The sequence below is a fragment of the Streptomyces sp. NPDC052496 genome, assembly GCF_040679095.1.
Lineage (GTDB): Bacteria > Actinomycetota > Actinomycetes > Streptomycetales > Streptomycetaceae > Streptomyces.
The window spans coordinates 107,533-131,332 of the sequence record NZ_JBFAUH010000004.1; the positions used below are offsets into that span (position 1 = coordinate 107,533).

Annotated in this window: 16 protein-coding genes (1 of these 16 cut by a window edge); 4 read left to right on the forward strand and 12 right to left on the reverse strand. The window is 71.9% G+C overall.

Features of this window, described 5'->3' with window-relative positions:
- From AB0L45_RS07690 to AB0L45_RS07700, 3 genes are all read right to left on the reverse strand, one after another.
- Window positions 1-7,026, reverse strand: partial view of a non-ribosomal peptide synthase/polyketide synthase gene (locus AB0L45_RS07690; RefSeq protein WP_365837191.1) — the 5' portion only. It extends 16,356 nt beyond the left edge of the window; the window shows 7,026 of its 23,382 coding nt (coding positions 1-7,026); its start codon is at window positions 7,024-7,026; its stop codon lies beyond the left edge, outside the window.
- A gap of 270 nt (window positions 7,027-7,296) precedes the next feature.
- The gene (locus AB0L45_RS07695) at window positions 7,297-8,250 is read right to left on the reverse strand and encodes a chlorophyllase (protein ID WP_365837193.1); all 954 of its coding nucleotides are present in this window, start codon (window positions 8,248-8,250) and stop codon (window positions 7,297-7,299) included.
- A gap of 179 nt (window positions 8,251-8,429) precedes the next feature.
- Window positions 8,430-9,869, reverse strand: a complete 1,440-nt coding sequence (locus AB0L45_RS07700) for an amidase (protein WP_365837195.1) — start codon at window positions 9,867-9,869, stop codon at window positions 8,430-8,432.
- A 127-nt stretch (window positions 9,870-9,996) separates the two neighbouring features.
- Here AB0L45_RS07700 and AB0L45_RS07705 point away from each other — a divergent pair, with 127 nt between their 5' ends.
- Window positions 9,997-10,623 carry a helix-turn-helix domain-containing protein gene (locus AB0L45_RS07705; RefSeq protein WP_365837197.1) on the forward strand — a complete coding sequence of 209 codons (627 nt, stop codon included), beginning with the start codon at window positions 9,997-9,999 and terminating at the stop codon, window positions 10,621-10,623.
- A 127-nt stretch (window positions 10,624-10,750) separates the two neighbouring features.
- Here AB0L45_RS07705 and AB0L45_RS07710 read toward each other — a convergent pair whose 3' ends face one another.
- The 4 genes from AB0L45_RS07710 to AB0L45_RS07725 form a co-directional block, all read right to left on the reverse strand.
- A complete protein-coding gene (locus AB0L45_RS07710; protein WP_365837199.1) occupies window positions 10,751-11,497 on the reverse strand; it encodes a phosphotransferase in 747 nt (248 codons plus the stop codon).
- Between the two features lie 39 nt (window positions 11,498-11,536).
- Window positions 11,537-13,129: a hypothetical protein gene (locus AB0L45_RS07715; RefSeq protein ID WP_365837201.1), complete on the reverse strand. Its 1,593-nt coding sequence runs from the start codon at window positions 13,127-13,129 to the stop codon at window positions 11,537-11,539.
- A gap of 32 nt (window positions 13,130-13,161) precedes the next feature.
- Window positions 13,162-14,658, reverse strand: coding sequence for an ATP-binding protein (locus AB0L45_RS07720; RefSeq protein ID WP_365837202.1), 1,497 nt, complete (start codon window positions 14,656-14,658; stop codon window positions 13,162-13,164).
- A 127-nt stretch (window positions 14,659-14,785) separates the two neighbouring features.
- On the reverse strand, window positions 14,786-15,478 hold the full coding sequence (locus AB0L45_RS07725) for a response regulator transcription factor (protein ID WP_365837204.1): 693 nt from the start codon (window positions 15,476-15,478) through the stop codon (window positions 14,786-14,788).
- Between the two features lie 262 nt (window positions 15,479-15,740).
- Between AB0L45_RS07725 and AB0L45_RS07730 the strand changes: the two genes are divergently transcribed.
- The 3 genes from AB0L45_RS07730 (at window position 15,741) to AB0L45_RS07740 (ending at window position 18,621) form a co-directional block, all read left to right on the forward strand.
- The gene (locus tag AB0L45_RS07730; RefSeq protein ID WP_365837206.1) at window positions 15,741-17,021 is read left to right on the forward strand and encodes a glycosyltransferase family 4 protein; all 1,281 of its coding nucleotides are present in this window, start codon (window positions 15,741-15,743) and stop codon (window positions 17,019-17,021) included.
- A gap of 152 nt (window positions 17,022-17,173) precedes the next feature.
- Window positions 17,174-17,785: a class I SAM-dependent methyltransferase gene (locus AB0L45_RS07735; RefSeq protein WP_365837208.1), complete on the forward strand. Its 612-nt coding sequence runs from the start codon at window positions 17,174-17,176 to the stop codon at window positions 17,783-17,785.
- Between the two features lie 77 nt (window positions 17,786-17,862).
- On the forward strand, window positions 17,863-18,621 hold the full coding sequence (locus AB0L45_RS07740) for a winged helix-turn-helix domain-containing protein (protein WP_365837210.1): 759 nt from the start codon (window positions 17,863-17,865) through the stop codon (window positions 18,619-18,621).
- Between the two features lie 118 nt (window positions 18,622-18,739).
- Here AB0L45_RS07740 and AB0L45_RS07745 read toward each other — a convergent pair whose 3' ends face one another.
- The 5 genes from AB0L45_RS07745 to AB0L45_RS07765 all read right to left on the reverse strand — a co-directional run bounded on the left by AB0L45_RS07745 (window position 18,740) and on the right by AB0L45_RS07765 (window position 23,735).
- Window positions 18,740-19,714 carry a carbon-nitrogen hydrolase family protein gene (locus AB0L45_RS07745; protein ID WP_365837212.1) on the reverse strand — a complete coding sequence of 325 codons (975 nt, stop codon included), beginning with the start codon at window positions 19,712-19,714 and terminating at the stop codon, window positions 18,740-18,742.
- A 186-nt stretch (window positions 19,715-19,900) separates the two neighbouring features.
- Window positions 19,901-20,863: a TauD/TfdA family dioxygenase gene (locus AB0L45_RS07750; protein WP_365837214.1), complete on the reverse strand. Its 963-nt coding sequence runs from the start codon at window positions 20,861-20,863 to the stop codon at window positions 19,901-19,903.
- 101 nt (window positions 20,864-20,964) lie between these two features.
- On the reverse strand, window positions 20,965-21,915 hold the full coding sequence (locus AB0L45_RS07755; protein WP_365837216.1) for an AEC family transporter: 951 nt from the start codon (window positions 21,913-21,915) through the stop codon (window positions 20,965-20,967).
- A 60-nt stretch (window positions 21,916-21,975) separates the two neighbouring features.
- The gene (locus AB0L45_RS07760) at window positions 21,976-22,890 is read right to left on the reverse strand and encodes an aminotransferase class IV (protein ID WP_365837217.1); all 915 of its coding nucleotides are present in this window, start codon (window positions 22,888-22,890) and stop codon (window positions 21,976-21,978) included.
- An 11-nt stretch (window positions 22,891-22,901) separates the two neighbouring features.
- Window positions 22,902-23,735, reverse strand: a complete 834-nt coding sequence (locus AB0L45_RS07765) for a hypothetical protein (RefSeq protein ID WP_365837219.1) — start codon at window positions 23,733-23,735, stop codon at window positions 22,902-22,904.
- Between the last annotated feature and the right edge of the window lie 65 nt (window positions 23,736-23,800).

Below are 23,800 nucleotides of genomic sequence, written 5' to 3' on the forward strand. Positions count from 1 at the left end.
GGCCGCCGCGACGACGGCCCCGGCGAGTTCGTCCTCGTCCGCGACGTGCCGTACCGGCAGCTCGACGGCGGCTGCGGCCGACCCGGCGTCCAGGACGGCCTGCCGCGGAGTGCCGCCGGTGTCCGGGAAGACCGTGCGCAGGCTCTCGTGCCGGGCCACTACGTCGCCGAACGCGGCGGTGAGCGCGGCGCGGTCGAGCGGGCCCTCCAGCCGTACGACGAAGGGCAGGTTGTAGTTGGGGGCCGCCCCTTCGAGCTGGTGCAGGAACCACAGCCGGCGCTGCGCGAACGACAGCGGCACCGCCTCCGGGCGCCGGGCGACGGGCCGGACCGGTGGGCGTCTGCGGCCGGCCGCTTCCTTGATCCGGGCCGCGAGCCCGGCCACCGTGGGGGTCTCGAACACGGCCCGGACGGGCAGTTCGGCGCCGAGCACGGTCCGGACGCGGCTGACGAGCCGGGTGGCGAGCAGGGAGTGGCCGCCCAGGTCGAAGAACCCGTCGTCGACGCCGGCCCGGGGCGCGCCCAGCACCTCGGCGAACAGGCCGCAGAGGATGTCCTCCTCCGGGCTGCGCGGCGGCCGTCCGGTGGTCGCCGGTGCCTGCGCGGGTGCGGGCAGGGCCCGCCGGTCCACCTTGCCGTTGCGGGTCAGCGGCAGCGCGCCGAGGGTGGTGAACAGCGCGGGGACCATGGGCTCGGGCAGCCGCCGTGCCAGGTACGCGCGCAGCTCCGCCGGGTCCACCGGGTCCGCGCCGGCCCCGTCGGCGGGGACGACGTACGCCACGAGCCGCTGGTCACCGGGCCGGTCCTCCCGTACGACCACCGCCGCCCGCGCCACCGAGGGGTGACCGGCCAGCGCGGCCTCGACCTCGCCGGGTTCGACCCGGTGGCCCCGGATCTTGACCTGCTCGTCGGCGCGGCCCGCGAAGACCAGGACGCCGTCCGCGGTCCAGCGGGCGAGGTCGCCGGTCCGGTACATCCGCTCCCCCGGCGCGCCGAAGGGGCAGGCGGTGAACCGTTCCGCCGTCAGGTCGGGGCGGCCGAGGTAACCGCGCGCGAGCTGCGGCCCGGCGACGTACAGCTCGCCTGCCACGCCCGGCGGCACCGGGCGCAGTCCGGCATCGAGGACGTACGCCCGCATGCCCGTCATCGGCCGGCCGACGGGAACGGTGGCGCCGTCCCTGGTCCCGCCGGGGGCCAGGTGGAGGTCCAGGCAGCCGACGGTGGCCTCTGTCGGCCCGTAGTGGTTGACGACGGCCACCTCGGGGTGGCGTGCCCGCCACTCCTCCAGGGCGCCGGTGGGCAGCGCCTCACCGCCGAGCACGAGCTGCCGCGCCGGGGTGAGGGCGGCCGGGAGCGTGGCCAGCAGGCCCAGGTGGCTCGGGGTCGCCTTCATGAACGTCGCGGGGGTGCGGGCCAGCAGCCCGGTCAGCCACGGGTCGTCGTCCAGGCCGGCCACGACCGCGCACCCGCCGGAGGTCAGCGCCCCGTACAGGCCCGTGACGGCCAAGTCGTAGGCCAGGGACGTGGGGACGAGGACCGTTCCGTCCAAGCCGGTGTAGACACGCCGTGCGCGGGCCACGTAGTGCGCGAGGCCGCGGTGCGTGACCACCACGCCCTTGGGGCGGCCCGTGGAACCCGAGGTGTAAATCACGTACGCGGGGTGGTCCGGCACCAGTGGCGCGCTTCGGCCGGCGTCGGTGGGGCTGGTCGTGGGCTGCCGCTCCAGTGCCCGCACGGTGTCCGGGTCGTCGAGCAGCAGACGGGCGGTGGCGGTGTCGTCGGGGAGTCGGTCCGCCGAGGCGCCGTCCGTCAGCAGCAGGGCGGGCGCGGCGTCGTCGAGCAGGCCGGCGATGCGCGTACGGGGCTGCGCCAGGTCGAGCGGCAGGTAGGCGGCGCCGGTCTTGAGCACCGCGAGCAGCGCGACGACCAGTCCGGCGGAGCCGGGCAGCGCGACGGCGACCACCTGCTCCGGGCCGGTCCCGCGGGAGATCAGCAGGCGGGCCAGGCGGTTGGCCCGGGCGTCGGCCTGCGCGTACGTCAGCTCGGCGTCGGGCGCGGCGACCGCGCGGGCCTCCGGGGTGGCGGCGGCCTGCCGCTCGAACAGCTCCGGCAGCAACGCGGTGGGCCGGGTGCCCTCGGCCGCGGTGCCGTTCCACTCGGTCAGCAGACGGTGGCGCTCGGTCTCGCCCAGTATCTCCAGGGCGCCCAGCGGCAGGTCCGGGTCGGACCCCGCCGCCTCCAGCAGCCGTACGAAGCGGGTCACCAGCGCTTGGACAGTGGCCCGGTCGAACAGGTCGGCGCTGTAGGCGACATACCCTGCGACGCCGCCGGGGCCGCCCTCGGCGTCCACCGCCTCGGTCAGGTTGACCGCCAGGTCGAACTTGGCGGTGCCCGACTCCACCCGCTCGGCCTCGGCGCGCAGCCCGGGGAGCGCGTCGGGCGCCGCCGTCCGGCCGGTGAGGGTCAGCAGCACCTGGAACAGCGGGTGCCGGCTCAGCGACCTGGCGGGGTTGAGCACCTCCACGAGGTGTTCGAAGGGCACGTCCTGGTGGGCGAAGGCGGCCAGGTCCGTCTCCCGTACGCGGGCGAGCAGTTCGCCGAAGCCGGGGTCGCCGGAGGTGTCGGTGCGCAGGACCAGGGTGTTGACGAAGCAGCCGACCAGGTCGTCCAGGGCGTCGTCGGTGCGGCCCGCGACGGGCGAGCCGAGCGGGATGTCGGTGCCCGCGCCGTGCCGGGTCAGCAGCCCGGCCAGCCCGGCCTGGAGGACCATGAACAGCGTCACTCCGTGGGCCTCGGCCAGCGCCGCGAGCCGCGCGTGCAGGGCGGCGTCCAGGCGCAGCGGCACGGTCCCGCCGCGGTGGCTCGCCACGCCGGGGCGGGGCCGGTCGGCGGGGAGGGCCAGTTCCTCGGGGAGCCCGGCCAGCGTGCGGGCCCAGTACGCCACCTGCCGCGCGATCCGGCTGCCCCCGTCGTGCTCCTGCCCCAGCAGGTCACGCTGCCACAGCGTGTAGTCCGCGTAGCTCACCGGCAGCGGGGACCAGGACGGCTCCTCGCCCCGCAGCCGGGCCGCGTAGGCGGTGGACAGGTCGCGGCCCAGGGGCACCATGGACCACGCGTCACCCGCGATGTGGTGCACCACCAGCGACAGCACGTGCCGGTCCGGGGCGAGCGCGAACAGTTCGGCGCGCAGCGGCGGCTCGGTGGTCAGGTCGAAGCCGGTGGCCGCGCTCTTCGCCAGGGCCGCCGCCGGCCCGGCCGCGTCGGTGCCGCGCACCGGGAGGGTGACCGCGGCGGCACCGGGGTCGAGCACGACCTGCCGTGGCGCGCCGTCCACCTCGGGAAAGACCGTGCGCAGCGTCTCGTGACGCGTGACGACGTCGGTGAGCGCCCTTTCCAGGGCCGTCCGGTCGAGGGTGCCCTCCAGCCGCAGGACGAACGGCATGTTGTACTCGGCCCCGGCCTCGCGGCCCTCCAGCTGGTTGAGGAACCACAGCCGCCGCTGGGCGAACGACAGCGGCAGCACCTCGGTCCGCTCCGCACGCCGTACGACCGGCCGGACGTCCCCGCCCGCTTCCCGCACCGCCACGGCCAGCCCTGCCACGGTCGGCGCGTCGAACAGGGCGCGGATCGGCAGTTCGGCGCCGAGGACGGTCCGTACACGGCTCAGCAGCCGGGTGGCCAGCAGGGAGTCCCCGCCGAGGTCGAAGAAGCTGTCGTCGATGCCCGCCCGGTCCACGCCGAGGACCTCGGCGAACAGGTCGCACAGCACCCGTTCCGCCGTGTCGCGCGCGGGGCGCTGCGCCTGGCCCCGGGTGTAGTCCGGGGCCGGCAGGGCGGCCCGGTCCAGCTTCCCGTTGGCTGTCAGGGGCAGGTGGTCCAGGACGACGACGGCCGCCGGGACCATGTGTCCCGGCAGGTGCCGGCCGGTGAACTCGCGCAGCGCTGCGGGCTCGGGCCGGTCACCGCCGGCGGCGACCGCGTAGGCCACCAGCCGCCGGTCGCCGGGCCGGTCCTCGCGCAGCAGCACCACGGCCCGCGCCACCGACTCGTGCCGGGCCAGTACGGCCTCGATCTCACCCGGCTCGATACGGAACCCGCGCAGCTTGACCTGGTCGTCCGCCCGCCCGGCGTGGTCGAGCCTGCCGTCCGGGTGCCTGCGCGCCCGGTCCCCGGTGCGGTACATCCGCTGCCCGGGGCGGCCGAAGGGGTCGGCCACGAAGCGTTCCGCGCTCAGTCCCGGCCGTCCGAGATAGCCGCGGGCCAGGCCCGGACCCGCCACGTACAGCTCGCCGGTGACGCCCGGCGGCACCGGTTGCAGGGCGTTGTCGAGTACGTAGGCGCGCAGGTCGGGGAGGGGTTCGCCGATCACGCTGCGGGGCGGGTCGGCGGCGGCGTCGTGCTCGTCCAGCGGGGCGTGGGTGACGTGCACGGTGGTCTCGGTGATGCCGTACATGTTCACCAGGCGCGGCGCGTCGGCCGGATGGCGCAGGTACCAGTCGCGCAGCCGGCCGGGGTCCAGCGCCTCGCCGCCGAAGACGACCGTGCGCAGCGCCAGTCGCGCGGACGGCTCCGGGTGGTCGTGGTCGGCCTGGATCAACGGGTAGAAGGCCGACGGTGTCTGGTTGAGCACCGTCACCCGGTGGCGTACGAGCAGGTCGAGGAACCGTTCGGGCGAACGGCTCACGTCCTGCGGGACGACGACCAGCCGGCCGCCGTGCAGGAGCGCCCCCCACAGTTCCCACACCGAGAAGTCGAAGGCGTAGGAGTGGAACAGCGTCCACACGTCGTCGGGGCCGAAGCCGAACCACCCGGCTGTCTGCCGGAACAGCCGCACCACGTTGTGGTGCGGGACCGCGACGCCCTTGGGGGTGCCGGTCGACCCGGAGGTGTAGATGACGTACGCGGGGTGCGCGGGGTCGAGCCGTCCGGCCCGCTCGGCGTCGGTCAGGTCACCACCGGGCCCTTCGGCCAGGGCGCGGACCGTGGTGTCGTCGTCCAGCCGCACGGCGTCCGCGGCATGCGGGGCCGCGGCGCCCGCCCGGCCCGTGGTGACCAGGCACACGGGGTCGGCGTCACGGAGCATGAGCGCGATGCGTTCCGCCGGGTGGCCGGGGTCGACCGGCAGGTACGCGGCGCCCGTCTTCACCACGGCGAGCAGGGCCACCACGAGGTCGGCGGAGCGCGGCAGCGCCACGGCCACCAGCCGTTCCGGCCCCGCTCCCCGCTTCAGCAGCAGCCGCGCCAGCCGGTTGGCCCGTTCGTTCAGCTCGCGGTAGGTCAGTACGTCGTCCCCGGCGTCGCCCGCGAGGACCGCGAGAGCGCCGGGGGTGCGCGCGGCCTGCGCCTCGAACAGCGCCGGCAGCGTCGGGCCGTGGAGGTCAGCCTCGGAGCCCTCCACCTTGGGAGCTGCCTCCGTCGGCCGCGCGGGCAGCACCTCGGCACGCTCACCGGGCAGCAGGAAGTCGAGGCGGCCGACGGGGAGTTCCGGGTCGGCCGTGGCGAGGTTTTCCAGCAGGCGCAGGAAGCGCCGGTGGTGCGCGGCGGTCTCCGCCGCGTCGTACAGGGCGGGGTTGGCGTCGAGGTCGAGCTGGAGCGCGCCACCGCCGAGGCGGTCGTCGACGCGTACGGAGAGGTCGGAGACGGGCCCGATGGACAGGTTGCGGGCGGTCCCCCGGGCTTCGCCGAAGGTCAGCTCGGAAGCGAAGGACATGATGTTGACGGTCGGGCCGAAGAGGCGGCGCCCGCCGCCGACCGTCCGCAGGTCGCGGATGATGTCCTCGTACCGGTACCGCTGGTGCCCGAGCAGCTTCCGCGCGTCGGCGGAGACTTGGCGTATCAGTTCCCGGCCGCTCATGTCCGGCCGGACCGCCACCCACAGGGGCAGTTCGTTGGCCATCGGCCCACGGATGTGCCGGCCGCCGCCGCTCCGCGCGGCCACCGGAATGCCCAAGGCCACCTCGCCGGCGCCGGTCATCCGGCCGAGGTAGAGCGCCGTGGCGGCGATCAGGGGGACGGGCAGGCCGACGCGTAACCGCCGTGCCAGCGCCCGCAGGCCGTCGGCGGTCGCGTCCGGTATGCGTGCGCTGTGCCGCAGGAAGCTCCGCGAGACCCGGGCCGTGCGGCCGGCGAGGGTCACGGGCTCGGGCCGGCCCGCCAGTTGGTCCAGCCAGTGGACCCGGTCACTCGCGAAACGCTCCGACTCCCGGTACGCGGTGTCGTCGGCCAGCAGCAGCTCCAGCGAGCCGCCACCGTCCTCGCGCTCCGGCACCCCGGTGACCAGGGCCGTGTAGATCTCGGCCACCCGGTGCGTGAACAGCGCGCACATGTGGCCGTCGGTGACGAGGTGGTGGGCCCGCAGGTAGAAGAAGCAGCGGCCGGCCCCGGCACGCAGCAGCACCAGGGTGAACGTCCGGCCCGTCTCCAGGCTCACGGGCCGTGCCATCTCCGCCCGCATCCAGGACTCGGCCGCCGCCCGCGGATCCGGCTCCGCACCGACATCGAGCACGCGGAAGGACCAGTCGCCCGCGGGCGCGTACGCCTGGTACGGCCCCTGGCCGTCGTCCGCGAAGCGGACGTTGAGCGTGCCGGTCTCCGCCACCGCCCGCCGCACGGCCGCCCCGAACGCCGGCACATCGAGGGGGCCCTCGATCTCCACGTACTCGGCGGTGTTGTAGCTGGGGCTGTCCGGATCGAGCTGCTGCGCGAACCAGATGCCACGCTGCGCCGACGACAAGGGCCTGCTGTGGTGCGAAGTACCGGGCACTACCCGTCCCCTCTTCTTCCGTGCCCGCCGGGCGGCGGAGCAGGTGGAAATCGCCCATGGGCGCGCGAGGTCCCGCACAGCCGGCCCGGGCTGTTGTCGTGTCGTGTGGTGGGGAGGGACCGCCGGCGAAGCCGTGCGGTCTGCGGCCGCCCGGGGCAGCGGCAGTGTGGTGTTCGGCTGAGTAGATTTCGGGGCGGAGGGGCACAAGCTGCCCGACGCGGAGGACGATACAGAGGTCCAACATTCGACCACCACGTGCCTCACGTCACGTTTGGCACCCCCTTCACTGCGTCGCGGGGTACCGCTGCTGGTCAGCGTGGTGCAGGTGAACCCCGATGCGTGGTTACCCTCGGTACCGCCAAACGACCATGACGAAAACCGACCGCCCGTCTCACACGGTTTCAGTCATTACGCCATCCCGACCGGCATGAACCATTCCGGTCGCCGTGGGGGGTGGCAGCGCCCTGCCGTGCAGCCCTCCAGCCACCCGCACCACGGCGTGCGACGATCGCGCGGGGGAACGAGCTCAGCGGTTCACTTCGATGTGATCCGGCCCATGGGGTCGGCGCTCTCCGACAACGCTTTCCGCACCGCCGTCCAGCCGGTGTCCTCGATGCCGAGTGCGTGGCGAAGGTAGGCCCAGGTGACCTGTTGGACCAGAGCCACGCGCTCGGGGTTCTCGTCCGTCGTCTCCCGGACGTCGTAGCCGGTGATCCCACCGAGGGAGTGCTCCGCCCCGAACAGCGTGAGCAGGCTCTTGGGCGCCGGGCTCAGGTGGTACGGGTCGGTGAGCCATTCCGGCCCCCTGACGGACATCCGCAGGTCGTCGTCGTCCCCCGCCACCACGAGGGCCGGGGTGGTCAGGTGCGTGAAGTCCGGTCCTTTCAGCCACGGGAGGTTCTCGGCCGCGAAGGGGGTCAGGTCGGCTCCGCCCCGGCCGGCCGTGGCGAGCAGCACGCCCGCCTTGATCCGCGCGTCGGAGAGGTCTTCCGCCCTGTTGCTCACCGGATCGAGGACGCGCAGGCCCAGCAGCATGCCCGCCGTCTGACCGCCGAAGGAGTGTCCGGCCGCGGCGATACGGCTTCGGTCCAGGCGCCCGCCGAGCCCCGGGACGGCGGCCTCCAGCAGATCGAGCTGGTCGAGGATGCGCTTCAGGTCCTGGACGCGGGAACGCCAGATCCGCGGTATGCGGGGATCGCCCTGCGGAAGACGCACGGTCCTGGAATCGAGGTGGGTGGGCTGGATGACCACGAAGCCGTGAGCGGCCCAGAAGTCGGTCAGAGCACCGTAGCCGTGCAACGACGACCCGAATCCGTGCGAGAAGATGATGACCGGCAGTTCGCTTCCGGTTGCCGGCGCGGAGATCCTCACCCGCAGCCTCTCACCGCGGTCCGGCGCTTCCAGCGTCACCGGCTTCACCGAGACGACGGGGACGGGGGCGGGGGTGGCGACGTGCGTAGCCGCCGTGCCTGATGCAGTCACAGTCATGGGCCGATCTTCCTCCGTATTTCCGCGGTTTCGCGTTTCCGATGGGGTTTGCTCTCGGACAGGGCGTTTCCGATGGGGAGCGCTCTCGAACAGGACGGTCACGGCCTCGCCCTTCGCCTCGGCGGAGGGGACGATCCGTCGCGGGATGGGCCGAAAGCGGCAGGGCCCGGCCGGCGCGGTCAGTTTCCCGCCCACACCGTGGGGGTCCGGCCCGACCAGGGGCTTGCCTGTTCGAGTTGTCCGGCGAGGCGGAAGAGGCGGCCTTCGAGCCCGTATCCGGCGGCGAACTGCATGCCGACCGGGAGTCCGGTCTCCGCGTCGGCCGTCACCGGCACGGACATGGCGGGCGTGCCCGCCACGTTGAACGGCGCGGTGAACGGGGAGATGTCCATGAGGCGGCGGAGCCAGCCGAGGCCGTCCAATGCCTCCGCGCCCTCGGCGTGCGTGCCCAGGAGCGGGGGAAGGTCCGGCGTGGTCGGGGTGAGCAGTATGTCGTGGGTGTCGAAGAACCGCGCCAGGCTGCGGGCGATGCGGTTGCGGATGTCCAGGGCGGCGACGAACTGGGCGCCGCTGACCCGCTGCCCGTAGTGGTAGCTGGCCAGGATGGGCGGCTCCAGGGTCGAGGAGTCGACGGGCCGGCCGAAGGCGGCGGCCAGCCCGTCGACCGAGGCCGTGAGATTCGCCGTCCACTGACGGGCACTGGCCAGGACGAACTCCTCCCAGTCGACCCCGAGGCCGACCTCGGCCTCCACCACCTGGTGGCCGAGGTCTTCGAGCAGCCGCACGGTGCGGCCGAGCGCGTCGGCCACCGGCGTGGTCGTACGGTGCCCGCCCCATGCCTGGGTGACGACACCGATCCGCAGCGAGCCCGGGTGGCGGGCGACTTCCTCCGCGTACGGCCGGGACGGCTCCTGGGCGAAGTACGGGTCGCCCGGTTCCGGGCCGCGGATCTGGTCGAGCAGGGTCGCGCTGTCGCGTACGGTGCGGCTGACGCTGCCGTGCACGACCAGGCCGTTGAAGAGCTCGTCGAAGTGGGGGCCCATGGAGACCCGGCCCCGGGTGGGCTTCAGTCCGAACAGGCCGTTGTGGGCGGCGGGAACGCGGATCGAACCGGCGGCGTCGGTGGCGTGCGCGATCGGGACCACGCCGGCGGCCACCGCAGCGCCGGCGCCCCCGCTGGAGCCGCCGGCGCTGCGCGCCAGGTCCCACGGGTTGCGGGTCGCGCCGTACAGCACGGGTTCCGTCGTGTTGCTGTAGGCCATCTCCGGTGTCGTGGTGCGCCCGAACGTCACGAGGCCGGCGCGACGGAAGCGCCGCATCACGGAGGAGTCGGTGCCGGAGACGTTGCCGGCCGCGAGCCGGCTGCCCAGCTCCATCCGTTTCCCGGCCATGGCGACCGCGATGTCCTTGATCAGGAAAGGAACTCCGGCCAGCGGCGCGCTGCCGGGGCCGGGCTCGTCCTCGGCCGGCCAGGTCTCCACGATGGCGTTGATCTGCGGATCGACCGCGCGCGCGGCCTCGCGGGCGGCTGCTTCCAGTTCGGCGGGGGCCACCTCGCCCTTGGCCACCAGCTCCGCGAGCCCGACCGCGTCGAAGCCCACGTACTCGGTGATGTCCACTGTCACTCCCCTCAGACGATACCTGCGAGTCCCAGACGATACCCAACGGTATCGCGTGGCACCGAGTGGTACCGTAACGGTGAAGCCAGTGAAGCCACAACGGACCGGACCTCACGGAGTAGCAGTCATGGCAGCAAGCGCCGGCAGGCCGAGCAGAGTGGCCAAACTGCCGCCCCGCGAGCGCATCCTCGACGCCGCGGAAGAGCTCTTTCAGAGCGAGGGGATCCGGCGGGTGGGTGTCCAGACGATCGCCGAGCGGGCCGAGACCACCAAAATGGCGATCTACCGGCACTTCGAGACCAAGGACGCGCTGGTCGCGGAGTGGCTGCGGATCGTCGCCGCGGACTACCAGGCGGCCTTCGACCGGGCCGAGGCCGAACACCCCGGCCGGCCCAGGGACCAGATCCTCGCCCTGGCCCGTTTCATCGCCGAGGGACTGCCGGCGATCTCGCACCGGGGCTGCCCGTTCATCAACTCCCTCGCCGAGCTGCCCGACCGCTCCCACCCCGCCCGGCAAGTGATCGAGCAGCACAAGGCCCACCAGACCAGCAGACTGCTCGGCATGTGCACCCGGGCCGGGCTGCGCGACCCCGGGCAGGCCACCGCCGCGATCACCTTCGTACTGGAAGGCGCGCAGGTCAGCGCCCAGAACGGAAGCATCGACCAAGCGGGAGACCATCTGATGAGAAGCATCGAGGGAATCCTGGCGCAGCACCACGCCCCCCTCGACGCACCCCGGACGACCACCGGCTGACCGCCCCGCGTCCCCGCCCCTCAGCACCAGGAAGCAAGGTCACGTCCGCCGACTGTCAGTGGTGCGGGCCGTACTCGTGCTGCGGCGCCGGCCGAACAGTCCGGTCCGGCGCAGCGCCGGGGGCCTCTCACATACGGGACTTGAGCACGTCGACCTCGCAGCCCGGTGCGAACGGGTCGAAGCCGTGCTCGACCAGCCAGCGAACGCCCAGGAGGCTGCGCAGCGACCACCAGGCGCGGATCACGTCGAGGTCGACGTCGGTGCCGTAACCGGCGACGACGTCGGCCAGGTGCTCCTCGTGTCCGAGCGTCAAGGTGGCGAGGTCGAACAGGGCGTCCCCCTGGCCCGCCTCGGACCAGTCGATGATGCCCGTGATCTCGTCGCCGTCGGTGAAGACGTGTGTGATCTGCAGGTCGCCGTGCGTGAACGCCGGAGTCCACGGCCGGAGTGCGCCCTCGGCGACCTGGCGGTTGCGGGTGACCAGGTCGGCGGGCAGGACGCCGTTCGTCACGAGCCAGTCGCATTCGCCGTCGAGTTCCGCCGCCAACACGTCGGGGCTCCGGCCGCCTCGGCCGGGCCAGGGCGGCAACGGCGCGTCGTGCAGCTTCCGGACGGCGGCGCCCGCCGCGGCCCATGCCGCGGGCGACGCGGTCGACGGCTCGCCGAGGCGGCCCAGGGCCGTCCCCGGGACCGCGGCGATCGCGAGCACGGGCGGCTTGCGCCACAGGACCTTCGGGGTCGGCACCGGCGCCAGGGCCATCGCCTCGACCTCGACACCGGTACGCGTCCGATCGGCGTCCACCTTCAGGAAGACGTCACCGACGCGCAGGGTCGCGCGCTCGGCATGGGCGACGACGACTGTGACCTCATCCATGGCGGCCATGATCCCAAATGGCCGCCCCCGGTGCTGGGATTATCGGGAGCGGGGACACGGCGGACACGATCTTCGCGATCGCTGCCCGGTGGGGGCGGTTCGTTGTTCGAGGGTGATGTCCACACCGGGGGCCTCGTGGTGGTAGGACGGGGTGAATCCGGCCTGGGCCAGGGCTTGTTGCTGGGATGCGGCGGTGCGGGTGGCGGCCTGGCGGGCTCCGGCGGAGAGGTGGTTGCAGGTGATGTGCCAGACGCGGGGCGTGCGGGTCAGGCGCTGACGCAGACGGTCGGGGTCGGTGGGGAGGTTGTCCAGGGCGCCGAGTTCGGCAGCCGTCTGCGCCCGGCCCAGGTCGGGGCGGCCCGTGAACGCCTCCTTGAAGGCGGTGGCGATCAGGCCGCACCGGGCACCGGTGAACAGGACGGCGTCGCCGGGGGCGTCATGGATGCGCAGGGTCCTGATCACGGCGCGGGTGTCCCACTGGCGGCTGTCCTCGTGGCGTATGGCGAGGTGGGACGCGTAGAGGGGAACGGCCGGCAGGAGGACGAGCAGCAGTTGCAGACGCAGCGGTACGACGGTGAGGGCCGTCGCGAGCAGCAGGGCCAGGGCGGGCAGGCAGAACAGCAGGTAGCGGTAGGCGAAGAGGGGGTGGCCGAGGGAGACGGCCATGAGGAGGAGCGGGGGGACGGTCAGCCAGGGCACGCCGACGGCGAGCGCCAGGGGCGGGGCCTTGCGCCGGCGCAGGACGAGGAGGGCCAGGGCGGCCAGGGCGGTGGAGGTGAGCAGGAGTCTCGGTGCGGTGGGGAGGGTGCCCTGGCCGGGGGTGAGGAGCCAGGTGAAGTAAGTGAACGGGGTTCCGGCGGTGACCGGCGCGGCGTCGCCCACGGCGGAGCTCTGGGTGGCGGCGAGGACCAGCAGCGGGACGACGGCGGCGAGACCGGCGGCCTGGGCCGACAGCAGGCGTACGAGGACGCGGCGGCCGGGGCGGCGCAGGACCACGGTGAGCGCGTGGGCGGCCACCAGCAGCACTCCGATGAGGTTGAACCAGCCCAGCAGGGCGATCAGTACGGCGTAACAGACCGGCCACCCGCCCCGGACGCGGCCGGACAGCGCCTTCACCAGAACGCCCGTGGCCAGCACCGCCACCGCCATGACGAAGGCGAACGAGCGGGCCTCCTGCGCGTACCGTGACGCGGTCGGCAGCACGGCGAACAGCAGTCCCGCGCACAGTCCCAGCCGCGGACCGCCGAGCAGCCGCCCCAGCCATGCCAGCCCGGCCGCCGCGACGGCCACCGCCACCGCGGAGGGCGCCCGCGTGGTGAACTCGTTGAGCCCGCCGTTCAGCTGCCCGACCAGCCACATCAGTACGTAATGCAGGCCGTGCACCGCGTCGACCCGCCCCAGCAGCTCCATCAGCTGCGGCCAGGACCGCCGTGCCACGTCGATGGTGACGATCTCGTCCGTCCACGCGGAGGGGTTCCAGCTGCCCCACAGTCCGAGGACGAGCGCGACGGCCGGCGGCGTCGCCCCGGCCACGCCTCTGAACAGGGCTCGGCCGACGGACGCGCCGGGTATGACCGGCATGGCGAGCCGGGGCGAAGGGGTTGTCGTGGGGGCTGCCACAGGGGCTGTCATGGGGACTGCCACAGGGGCTGTCATGGGGGTTGTCACGGTGATGCCTTGATGGCCGGTAGGTGGAGAGTGAACGTGGTGCCGGGGCGGGGATGGCGGGTGTGGGCGGTGAGGGTGCCGTGGTGACGGTGCGCGATGTCGCGGGCGATGGCCAGGCCGAGGCCGCTGCCCCCGGTGTCGCGGGCGCGGGCCTCGTCGAGGCGGGTGAAGCGTTCGAAGACCCGCTCCAGGTCCTGGGGGGCGAGCGGAGTGCCGTCGTTGTGTACGGAGAGGTCCCAGCCATCTGCGTCCGGGGTGATGGTGAGCGTGACGCGGGCGGTGGCGTGCCGGTGGGCGTTGTCGAGGAGGTTGCGCAGGAGCCGGTGGAGCTGGAGGGCGTCACCGCGCGCGGGCGCTTCCTCGGGGAAGGGCCCGAGGACGACCGGGAGGCCGCGATGGCCGTACTCGTGGGCGAGTTCGTGAGCGATCTCGACCAGGTCGACGACGTCCCGGAGCTCCGGTGTGTCGGTGCGGGCGAGGTAGAGGAGGTCGTCGGTGACGCGGCGGAGCCGGTCGGTGGCTTTGAGGGCGTCGTGGACGGCGTCGGTGAGGTGTTCGGGGTGGGCGAGGGCGACTTCGAGCTGGGTGTGCAGGGCCGTCAGGGGTGAGCGGAGTTCGTGGGAGGCGTCGGCGACGAAACGGCGTTGCCGTTCGGCGGCTTCTTCGAGGTGGTTCAAGGTGGTGTTCGTGGTCTCGGCCAGCGCACGGATCCGGTCCCTGGCAACCGGGACGGGAACCCGTCGGTGCAGGTCGGTGGTGTCGGTGATGTCCGCTACCTGCGCGCGGATGGCCTCGACCGGTTTGAGGGACCGGCGGGTGGTGATCCAGGCGGTGGCCGCCACGATCAGGGCGGCGGCGGGGACACCGGCCTTCAGGGGTACGTCGAGCGAGGCGACGGCGGCGTCGGCGTCGTCGGGCGGCACCAGGTGGTAAACGGTGCGTCGGCACCTGCCGGGCGAGTCCGCGGGGTCGGCGCAGCGGCGGTCGGGGAGGGTGTAGCGGGCGGCGACGGCGGTGAGGTCCCGGTGCAGCAGGCGTTCGATACGTTGGCGGGCCTGCGTCCGTAGGGTCGCGGCGGCGGGTTCGTCCCCCTGAGGGAGGGCGGATTCGAGCTGGGCGTGCCATCTCTGCGCCAGACCGCGGGTCCGCTCGGCGCTGAGTCTCACGGTGCGGGTCCAGTCAGGGCCGGCGTCGGGCGGGGCGGGTGGCATGAGGTCTTCGAGGCCGTCCAGGGTGACGGCGATGCCGGCGGCAGGGTGGACCCGGCCACGGTCGTCGATCTCGATCTTGGGCCAGAAGCCCTGCTCGAAGACGTGGCTCTGGTCGGCGCTCGCCTCGGTCGCCGCGGTGGTGTGCGCCTGGACCGCGGCGAGGTGCGCGGTCTGTTCCAAGGTCTCTTCATGGACATGGGCGCGCAGCCACCAGGCTCCGGCCGTGAAGACGACACAGGCGGCGAGTCCGGCGAGGATCGCGGCCCGGGCCTCGGTCGGCACCCACCGCAGCACCCCGGCCCGCGGCCGGTGCGGCGCCGCCGGGTCCGGGTGGCCCGGACGCTCCCCCGGGTGGCCCGGACGCCTTGGGGCTCCCGGCTGCTCCGGGCGTCCTGGTGGCACCGCGCGCTCAGTCACCGGTGCCTCCGACGGGGGCGAGGCGGTAGCCGTAGCCGCGGACGGTTTCGATCGAGCGTGTCCCCCAAGGGGTGTCGATCTTGCGGCGGAGAGCGGAGACGTACACCTCGACGATCGAAGCGTCACCACGGAAGGCCGGATCCCACACCTCGTCGAGGATCTCGCCCTTGGACAGCACCCGCCCCTGGGCGCGAATCAGCGCGGCGAGCACGCCGAACTGTTTGCCGGTGAGGTGGACGGCGGTGGCGCCGCGGCCGGCCCGGCGGGTGGCCAGGTCGATCCACAGGTCGCCGTGGCACAGCACCGGTGAGGTGCCGGTACGGCCGCCGCGCCGCAGGAGGGCCCGCAGCCGGGAGAGGAGGACGACGTAGGAGAACGGTTTGGTGAGGTAATCGTCGGCTCCGGTGTCCAGCCCCTCGGCTTCGTCGTGCTCGCCGTCCTTCGCGGTCAGCATCAGTACCGGCGTGGTGACACCGGCGGCCCGCAGCCGGCCGCACACCCCGTAACCGTGGAGGCGGGGCAGCATCACGTCCAGGACGATGACGTCGTATTCCCCGGGCAGCGCGAGTTCCAGGCCGGTGACGCCGTCGGTGGCGACGTCCACGACGTAGCCCTCAGCGGTCAGGCCCCGCCGGATGGCGGGGCCGACTTGCGGATCGTCCTCGACGAGCAGAATGCGGTGCACGTCTTCAAGCCTGGCACACTTCCCGCTCCGCTTTCTTAAGAAAACTTCAGGCTTTCGTGGCCCGTTCCGGCCGGGCCGGACTCCGGCATCGGATTCTTCAGGTTTTCTTCGGGTCGGTGTGCGCAGAATGCAGCCGCCCCGCCCTTCCGGAGCCGCGCCGCAAAGCCGCGCTGCGCGTACCGGTGCCGCCCTGTCGGCCATGCCATTACGGGAAGGGGAACGGCCCGACATCACGACGCTTTGAAGGTTAGGCGGCCCGCCCGTGCACATGGTCTTTCTCATTCACAATGCCTACGGCATCGGCGGCACGGTGCGGGCCACGTACAACCTCGCTTCGGTCATGGCCGAGCAGCATGACGTGGAGATCGTCTCGGTGTTCCGGCACCGCGACGTTCCGGTCATGGATGTGCCGGCGAAGGTCCGGCTGACCCCGCTCGTGGACCTGCGTGCCGCGTCGGCCGATTACGAGGGTGACGACCCCCGCCATGCCCAGCCCGCCAGAGTCTTTCCGCGCGCGGACGGTCGGCACCGGCAGTACAGCCGTCTCACGGATTCCCGTATCGGCCGGTACCTGTCGCGGCTGGAGGCCGACGTGATCGTCGGAACCCGGCCTGGTCTCAACACCCACATCGCGCGCCAGACACGCGCGGCGGGCATTCGCGTGGGGCAGGAGCACCTGACGTTCTCGGGCCATGGATTCCGGCTGCGGCACGAGATACGCCATCGCTATCAGTTGCTGGACGCCATCACCACGGTGTCCGAGTCCGACGCCCGGGCGTACCGGCAGCTCGATTTCCCGGGCGTACGGGTGGAGGCGATACCGAACAGCGTCCCGCGGCCCACCGTAGAACCCGCCGACGGCAGCGGAAAGGTCATCCTCGCAGCGGGCCGGCTGATTCCCCTCAAGCGCTACGATCTCCTGATCAAGGCGTTCGCCGAAGTGGCCGGACAGTACCCGGACTGGCAGCTGCGTATCTTCGGTGAAGGTGACACCACGGGCAATGAGAAGGAAGCCCTCACCCGCCTGATCGATGAACTCGGACTGCGTGACCGCGCCCATCTCATGGGCAAAGTCGACCCGCTCGAACCGGAATGGGCGAAAGGCTCGATCGCCGTCTCGGCCTCCGACCGGGAATCGTTCGGCATGACGATTGTCGAAGCGATGCGGTGCGGTCTGCCCGTTGTCTCCACGGACTGCCCGGTCGGGCCGCGTGAGATCGTCAAGGACGGTGTCGACGGATACCTGGTGCCCACCGGCCGCGCCGACGGCATGGCCACGGCGCTGCTCAAGCTCGTAGGCGATGACCAGCTGCGCCGGCGCATGGGCGAGGCGGCCCTGCGGAACTCGGCCCGCTTCGACCCCGCGCTCATAGCCGAGCGGCACCAGGACCTCTATCAGGACCTCCTCCGGCGTGGCCCCGGACGCCGCTCGATCAGCTTCGGACGGAGCGCTGCCTTCCACGCACGCACCCACGCCCTCGAAACCGCACGCACCATACGTTCCACGGCGCGCGCCATAGCCACCTGGACACTTAGCCAGTGACCCTTTCGCTTCGGGGTGACGATGACCGTTGCGTTGTCCGACGTGCTGTCGGCGCAGACGTTGGGGTCCGAGCAGCCGTGTGAAGTATGAGCTTGATCCCTTTTCGCTCTGGTCGCTGGTCAGTGACGCGGGAGCAAGCCAATGTGGGCGGGATGAAGTCACGCACCACGTCCGACAGGGAGCCGCTGGACCCTGTCGCTGAGTCGGTCGCCGTCTACAGCGACCACGCCGACGATTACGCGGCCGTGCACGCTCCGAAGATGGCGGATCGCGTCGAGCGGTTCGCGGACTCCCTGCCTGCGCCTTCGTTGATCCTTGACGCCGGTTGTGGTCCGGGCCGCGACCTGGAGAGGTTCCGGGCGTACGGGCATGTGGTGCGCGGTGTCGACCTCAACCCGGTGTTCGTGGCGATGGCCAGCGCCCACGCGCCCACCTTCCAGTGCGATCTGCGTGAGGTCGGGACGCGGTTCCCGGCCGGAACGTTCGATGGCGTCTGGGCCTCCGCCTCACTCGTCCACCTCGATGCGGCGGACGCGGTGAACGTGCTGGGACAGTTCGGCGGGCTGTTGCGGCCCGGGGGCAAGCTGTACGTGTGCCTCAAGGCCACCGGCCGCACGGGCTGGCTCGACGAACCTGACGGCCGGCGATGGTACACGGTCTGGGATCCCGACGAGTTCGCCGCCGCTGTGGCCGGTGCGGGCTTCGAGGTCGACTCGGTGGACCGGGGCCCGTATGTCGAGATCTGGGCCACCCGCAGCAGCTGACCCCCAACGCACCGCCCACATCACGTCGTCTCGCCACGGGGCCCTGCCCCCGGCGATGGGCGGCGTATGCAAGGAGCATGCGCTGTCCGGGTGGAGGCGGCCTGACCGCCCAGCAGCGGGCCCGGCAGACCTGGCCGATCTTGCACCAGATGGGCTTCACCGTGCAGGTTCCCGTGCGCCCGGCCCCCGAACGTGACAGGGACGCGGTCGCGCCCTGGCTCAAGCAGACGTGGCCGCGGACAGAGGAAACGGTGCGGGAACGGGACGCATGGCTGTGCTCCGCCGACGAGGCGGGCCAGGCGCTGCGGCCGCCCAAGGCCCGGACCTGGTCCCGGCGCGGCCACCCGCCCCCGGTCAGGCTCCGCGCCGCTGGGTCGGACCGAATCTCGCTGGCCGGGCTGGTCTGCCGCCGCCCCGGCCACCGCACCAGGCTGATCTTCCGCATGCTGGTCCACCACGGGTGCAAGGGCGAGCAGAAGGGGTTTCGGGACCTCAACCCGGCCGAGGGCATCCGGGTTCAACTGAAGTCGAGGCTGGGCCACCTGGCCCCGTGCAGCATCGACGAACTCGCCGACCTGGCCCGCACACGCCTCAAACGGATGCAGTACCGGCCTGGACTGCCTCACGGCTTCCTTGCCGAGCGCCTCGATTTCGACAGCGAGGCTGGCATGTTCTGTGCGGCCGGGAGTGCGAGCGACCTTGCGCGGCTCAAGACGGCCATGGAATCCGTCATGACGAGCCCCGAGGCAGTCCGGGACATCATCGCCCGTGCAGAAAGGATCTCATTGAAGCGGTGGATCACGTCTCGGACGGGGCCCCGCCGCACAGTCTGCTGAAGCTTCTGTCCCTCCTGCTCCGTCAGCCTCCGGACCCTGACCGGTGATGCCGGCCCGCCTCCCCTGCTGGTTGGAAGCGCTGACACTTCCCACCAGCACACCCGAGCAACCCGGTGAATTATGCGGTCACAGTGCTAGGTGGTTCATCGCTGAATGGCCGGGCGGCCCGATCGCCCCGGACGACGCCCTCCTTCGCCCGTTCGTCGACCTGGAGGGTGAAGATGTCCGGCCGGGCGTAGTGCCCCGTCACATCGAGGTCGAAGCGGGCCCGGGCCGGTTCGGTGAGGTCCAGTTCGGCGGTGAGCAGGCCCTCGCCGTCGCGCAGTGGCCCGGCCAGTACTTCTCCGAACGGGGAGACGATGACGCTGCCGCCGGCGATCAGCACGGTGTCGGCCTCCTCCCCCTGTACCGGGTGCACGTCCGCCGGCAGGTCCGCCCGCGTCAGGTACTGGCAGGCGCCGAGGACGAAGCACCGGCCCTCCACGGCCACGTGCCGCATTGTCGCCTGCCAGCTCTCCCGGTCGTCGACGGTGGGCGCGCACCAGATGCCGACGTTCTTGGCGTACATCGCGGTGCGGAACAGCGGCATGTAGTTCTCCCAGCAGATGGCCGCGCCGAGGCGGGCCCGGCCCGTCTCGACCACCGGCATCGTGGAGCCGTCGCCGAGGCCCCAGATCAGCCGCTCGGCAGCGGTCGGCATCAGCTTGCGGTGCTTGCCCAGCAGCCCGTCCGGCCCGAAGAACAGCGCCACGCAGTACAAGGTGTGGCCGCTGCGCTCGACCGCCCCGACCACGGCGTGGCACCCCAGCTCACGCGTCAGCGCGCCCAGCGCATCGGTGGCGGGTCCGGGCACGTCGATCGCGCCGTCCCAGTAACGGCGGAACTCCTCACGTCCGGGCGCCGACCGTGACCCCACGGTCACCCCGAAGTCCAGGCCCTTGGGGTAGCCGCCGAGGAACGCCTCCGGCAGGACGACGAGTTCAGCGCCTTCCCGCGCCGCCGCGGTGATGAGCCGCTGCGCCTTTGCCACTGCTCCGCCGGTGTCGAACAGCGGGGAACCTGCCTGAGCTACGGCTACCTTCATGCGGTCCATGGCGCAACGATACGGAGTGGCCTGGGAGTTGGGGCGCGATCTCGCCAGGTCGCCCGCCAGGTCGGCTCGTCAGGCAGGAGGACCGGTGCCGTCGGCGGAGGCCGTCTGTCAGACGTCCCCCGCCGTTGCCGGCCAACCACCCGACCAGCCAGCCGGCCAACCGATGCATACGGCCGCGGACTTCCCCTACCAGGCCCGCATCGGCTCCCCCGAGACACCTTCGGAGACGAATCCGTTCGGCCCCTTCGCCGGCTCGCCGAGGACGGTGACGCGGTGCATCACCCGCTCGACGTCGAGGTGGGCGAAGTCCGTGGGGGCGAAGTGGCAGGTGGTGCGGTTGTCCCAGAAGGCGATGCTGCCCGGTTCCCAGCGGAAGCGGACCGTGTACTCCGAGCTCGTCAGATGCTGGAACAGCAGCTCCAGGAGGTGGCGGCTCTCCAGTTCGGAGAATCCCATGATGCGGGTGGTCGAACCGGGGCTGACGAAGAGCGCGCGCTCACCGGTCTCCGGGTGGACCCGGACGACGGGGTGGACGGCCACCTGCGGGTCCTCGCAGTACAGCTTGAGGATGCCGCGGTCCCGCTCGTCGGAGTGGCGCAGGTGCACCGCCGTGAAGAAGGCGTGCTCGGCGGTGAGCTGGTCCACGAACTCGCGCAGGGGCGCCGCCAGGCCCTCGTAGGCGGCGACCGTGTTGGTCCACTGCGTGTCGCCGCCGAATTCGGGGGTCTTCTCGGCCCGCAGGATGGACAGGTCCGGCGGGTTGACGGCCTGGGTGAGGTCGCTGTGCCAGCCGGCGATCGGCGAGACCCACTTGCGGCGGTAGTGCTCCTCGAAGTCGGCGCCGTAGCGCTCGGTGTCGGCCTTGGGGTCGACGGTGAGGATTTCCGGGTGGCCCTCGGGGTGGACGCCGTGCTTCTTGCCCTCGCGGCGGGTGAGGGCGCCGAAGCGGCGGCCGAAGGCGACGTGCTGGGCGTGGTCGATGTGCTGGTCGCGGAAGAAGACCACGCGGTGGGTGAGGACGGCCTGGCGGATCTCGGCCACGGTGGCGTCGTCGAGTTCCGTGCGCAGGTCGACTCCGGATATCTCCGCTCCGATGCGGCCGGCGACCTGCCGGACGGTGATCCTGGTGGGCTGCGCGGTCTGGGTCACGGTTCTGCCTTTCACGGACGTCGCGAACGGTTCGCGGGAAGGGTGGGAGGAACGGCCGGCCCGGCATCGGTACGCGTCGACGCGTCCGTACGGTCCGGCCGTCAGGCCGAGTGCGCCGCCCACTGCACCCACAGCGGGAGCAGCAGCAGGGCCACGACCGAGCTCTTGATGACGAGGGCGGCGGACATGTCGACCCCCACGTCGTAGCGCTGGGCGAAGATGAACAGGTTCTGCGGGGCGGGCATCGCGGCGAGCAGGACCAGGTAGTGCAGCCAGTCGCCCCCGACACCGAAGCCGTGGCGGGCCACGATCAGGGTCATGAGCGGGAAGGCCACACACTTGAAGGCTATGATCCACAGCTCCTCGACGGTGGTCCCGCGCACCGTCAGCCCCATGCCGCCCAGGTGCAGCCCGAGGGCGAACAGCGCCACCGGAGAGGCGCTGTCGCCGACGAACGCGAAGCTTTCGAGGGCGACTTGGGGCAGCGGTACGGACAGCAGGTTGAGCACGATGCCCGCGTTGCAGGCGATGACGACCGGCGTCATCAGCGAGGCGGTGACGGCCGCGGTGAGCCGCGTACGCAGGGTTCCGCCGCGGTCCGGGCGCCCCAGCTCCATGATCGAGATGATGACCAGGGACAGCACGCAGACCTGGAACAGCAGCACCGGGAAGATCGGTGCGGCGTTCCCGAACAGCATGATGAACACCGGTACGGCGAAGTAGGCGGTGTTCACCTGGACGGCGGCCATGATGCGCAGCGCCAGGCCGCGCGGGTCGCGCACCCCGAAGGCCCGGCTGAGCGCGCCGGCCAGGACGACGGCGATACCCGCCGCGGTCGCGTAGCCCGCGATGGCCCGCCAGTCGAACAGGGCGCCCAGGTCGCTCCGGTAGATGTTGCCGAACAGGAAGCACGGGACCGCGAAGAGAAAGGCGTAATCGGCGAAGACCTTGGAGCTCTCGGCCGGCACCACCCTCCGTTTCGCGAGGACGACCCCGCACCCGAAGGCCAGTACCACCGGCGCCAGTTTCCCGAGCGCGTCCAGCGCTTCCATGTGTGTGCCCTTGCTGTTGCGGCCCCGTGGCGGAGCCTCGTTCCTTGCTGTGCGGACCGGTTACCGGGCCCAGATGTTCGGTACGTCGACGACGCGACGGCCCTCGACCAGGTCCCGGTAGCCGGTGATCAGCTGCCGGACGACCTTGTTGCCCGTGAGGTCGTAGTGATGATCGTCGATCCGGGCGACGGGCAGGATCTCGCAGGCCGTGCCGCAGAGGAACGCGCCGTCCGCCTCGGCCGCGAAGGCCGGGGCCAGGTCACCGACGGTGCACGCGATGCCCTCGCGGTCGGCGAGCGCCAGCACGCAGGCCCGGGTGATGCCGTCGATGGTGCAGCGGGTGGTCGGGGTGTGCAGCGCGCCGTCCTTGGTGAAGAACAGGTGCGCGCCGGTGGCTTCGACGAAGTTGCCGCGGTCGTCGAGCAGTACGGCGTCGTCGAAGCCGGCCCGCAGCGCCTCGTTCTTGCTGACCGTCCCGATCATGTAGTTGCCGGCCGCCTTGCTCTTGACCGGCGCGTACCGGGGGGACGGTCGGGCGTAGCGCCCGGTGACCAGGGAAATGCCCTTCTCCAGGGCGTCGGTCGCGGCGTAGTAGCCCTCGGGCAGTTCCCAGGCGGCCACGGAGGCGTGCACGGACGTCTTGAGGGCGGCGGTCTGGATGACCTCCGAGCCGCGCCAGGCGTTCATGCGGATGTAGCCCTCGGTGATGGCCGCCGTGCGGACGACGTCCAGGGTGGCGGCGTGCAGCACGGCGTCGTCGTACGGGAGGTCGAAGTCGAGGATGTGTGCCGAGGAGCGCAGCCGCGCGATGTGCTCCGTCAGCATGAACGGTTCGCCGCCGTAGATGCGGATGCCTTCGAAGATGCTGGAGGCGTAGTGCAGGCCGTGGCTGAGCACGTGCAGCGTGGCGTCCGCCCACTCCACGAGCGCGCCGTCGTACCAGATCTTCCCGGTGCGCCGGTCGAAGGGGATCATGGAACTCCCTCTCAGAGCGCGAGGTCGAAGAGCGGGTTCTGCAGGTCGCCGACGAGCGCGACGAAGCGCCGCTGGTGCTGGGTGAGGCTGCGCACCGACACGCCGTGCAGGGCGAGGCGGTTGATGGGGTACATCACCAGGGTGTTGCTCTCGTAGGGGACGGTGGTGACCTCCTCGACGTACTGCGGGTCGATGTCGAAGCGGTTGTCGCCGTACTCGGAAGCGCTGGTGTAGAACTTGTGCGCGCCGGCCCGGTACTTGTACAGCACGAGGTCACCGCCGACCGCGTCGTCCTCCGGCAGGCGCATGTAGAACAGGCCGCCGAAGAGCTTGTACGGCTTGTCGACGTGCGGGCCCCGGTAGGCGGAGGGCTTGCCGGTGACGGCCGAGTTGATGACGGCCGTGCAGTCCATCAGGATGTCGTGGGTCTCGAAGGTGTCCCGGTGGCGCCGGCCCACGCGCAGCTCCCGCAGCGGACGCCCGATGCCCTCCTCCGCGGTGGGCAGGTTGGCGAGCAGGTCCTCCTGGAAGAGGTCGAGGAACTCCTCGTAGAAGGCGGGAGAGGAGTGGTAGGTGACGAAGTCCTTCCAGACCTTCGCCATCGTGTCGTCGTGGAGGATCAGTTCGGACATGTAGTTGTAGCGCTCGTTCGAGGTGATCGGCTTGCCGATGCGCTCCCCGATGTACTCCGCGGTCGGCATCGACTTGGCCAGCGCGTCGTACAGTTCCCGCGGCAGCGCGTCGCGGATCACGATGTGCGGGAACGGATCCCGCCGGATGTCGTCCTTGGTGACGTTGGCCAGGATCGAGGTGATGGCGGGCGCGGTCTCGTGCGCGTCGGTCATGACGGATTCCTTCTTCCGGTGTCTTCCGTGGCTTCGTCCCGATGGTTCGGGACGTCTGGTCCTTG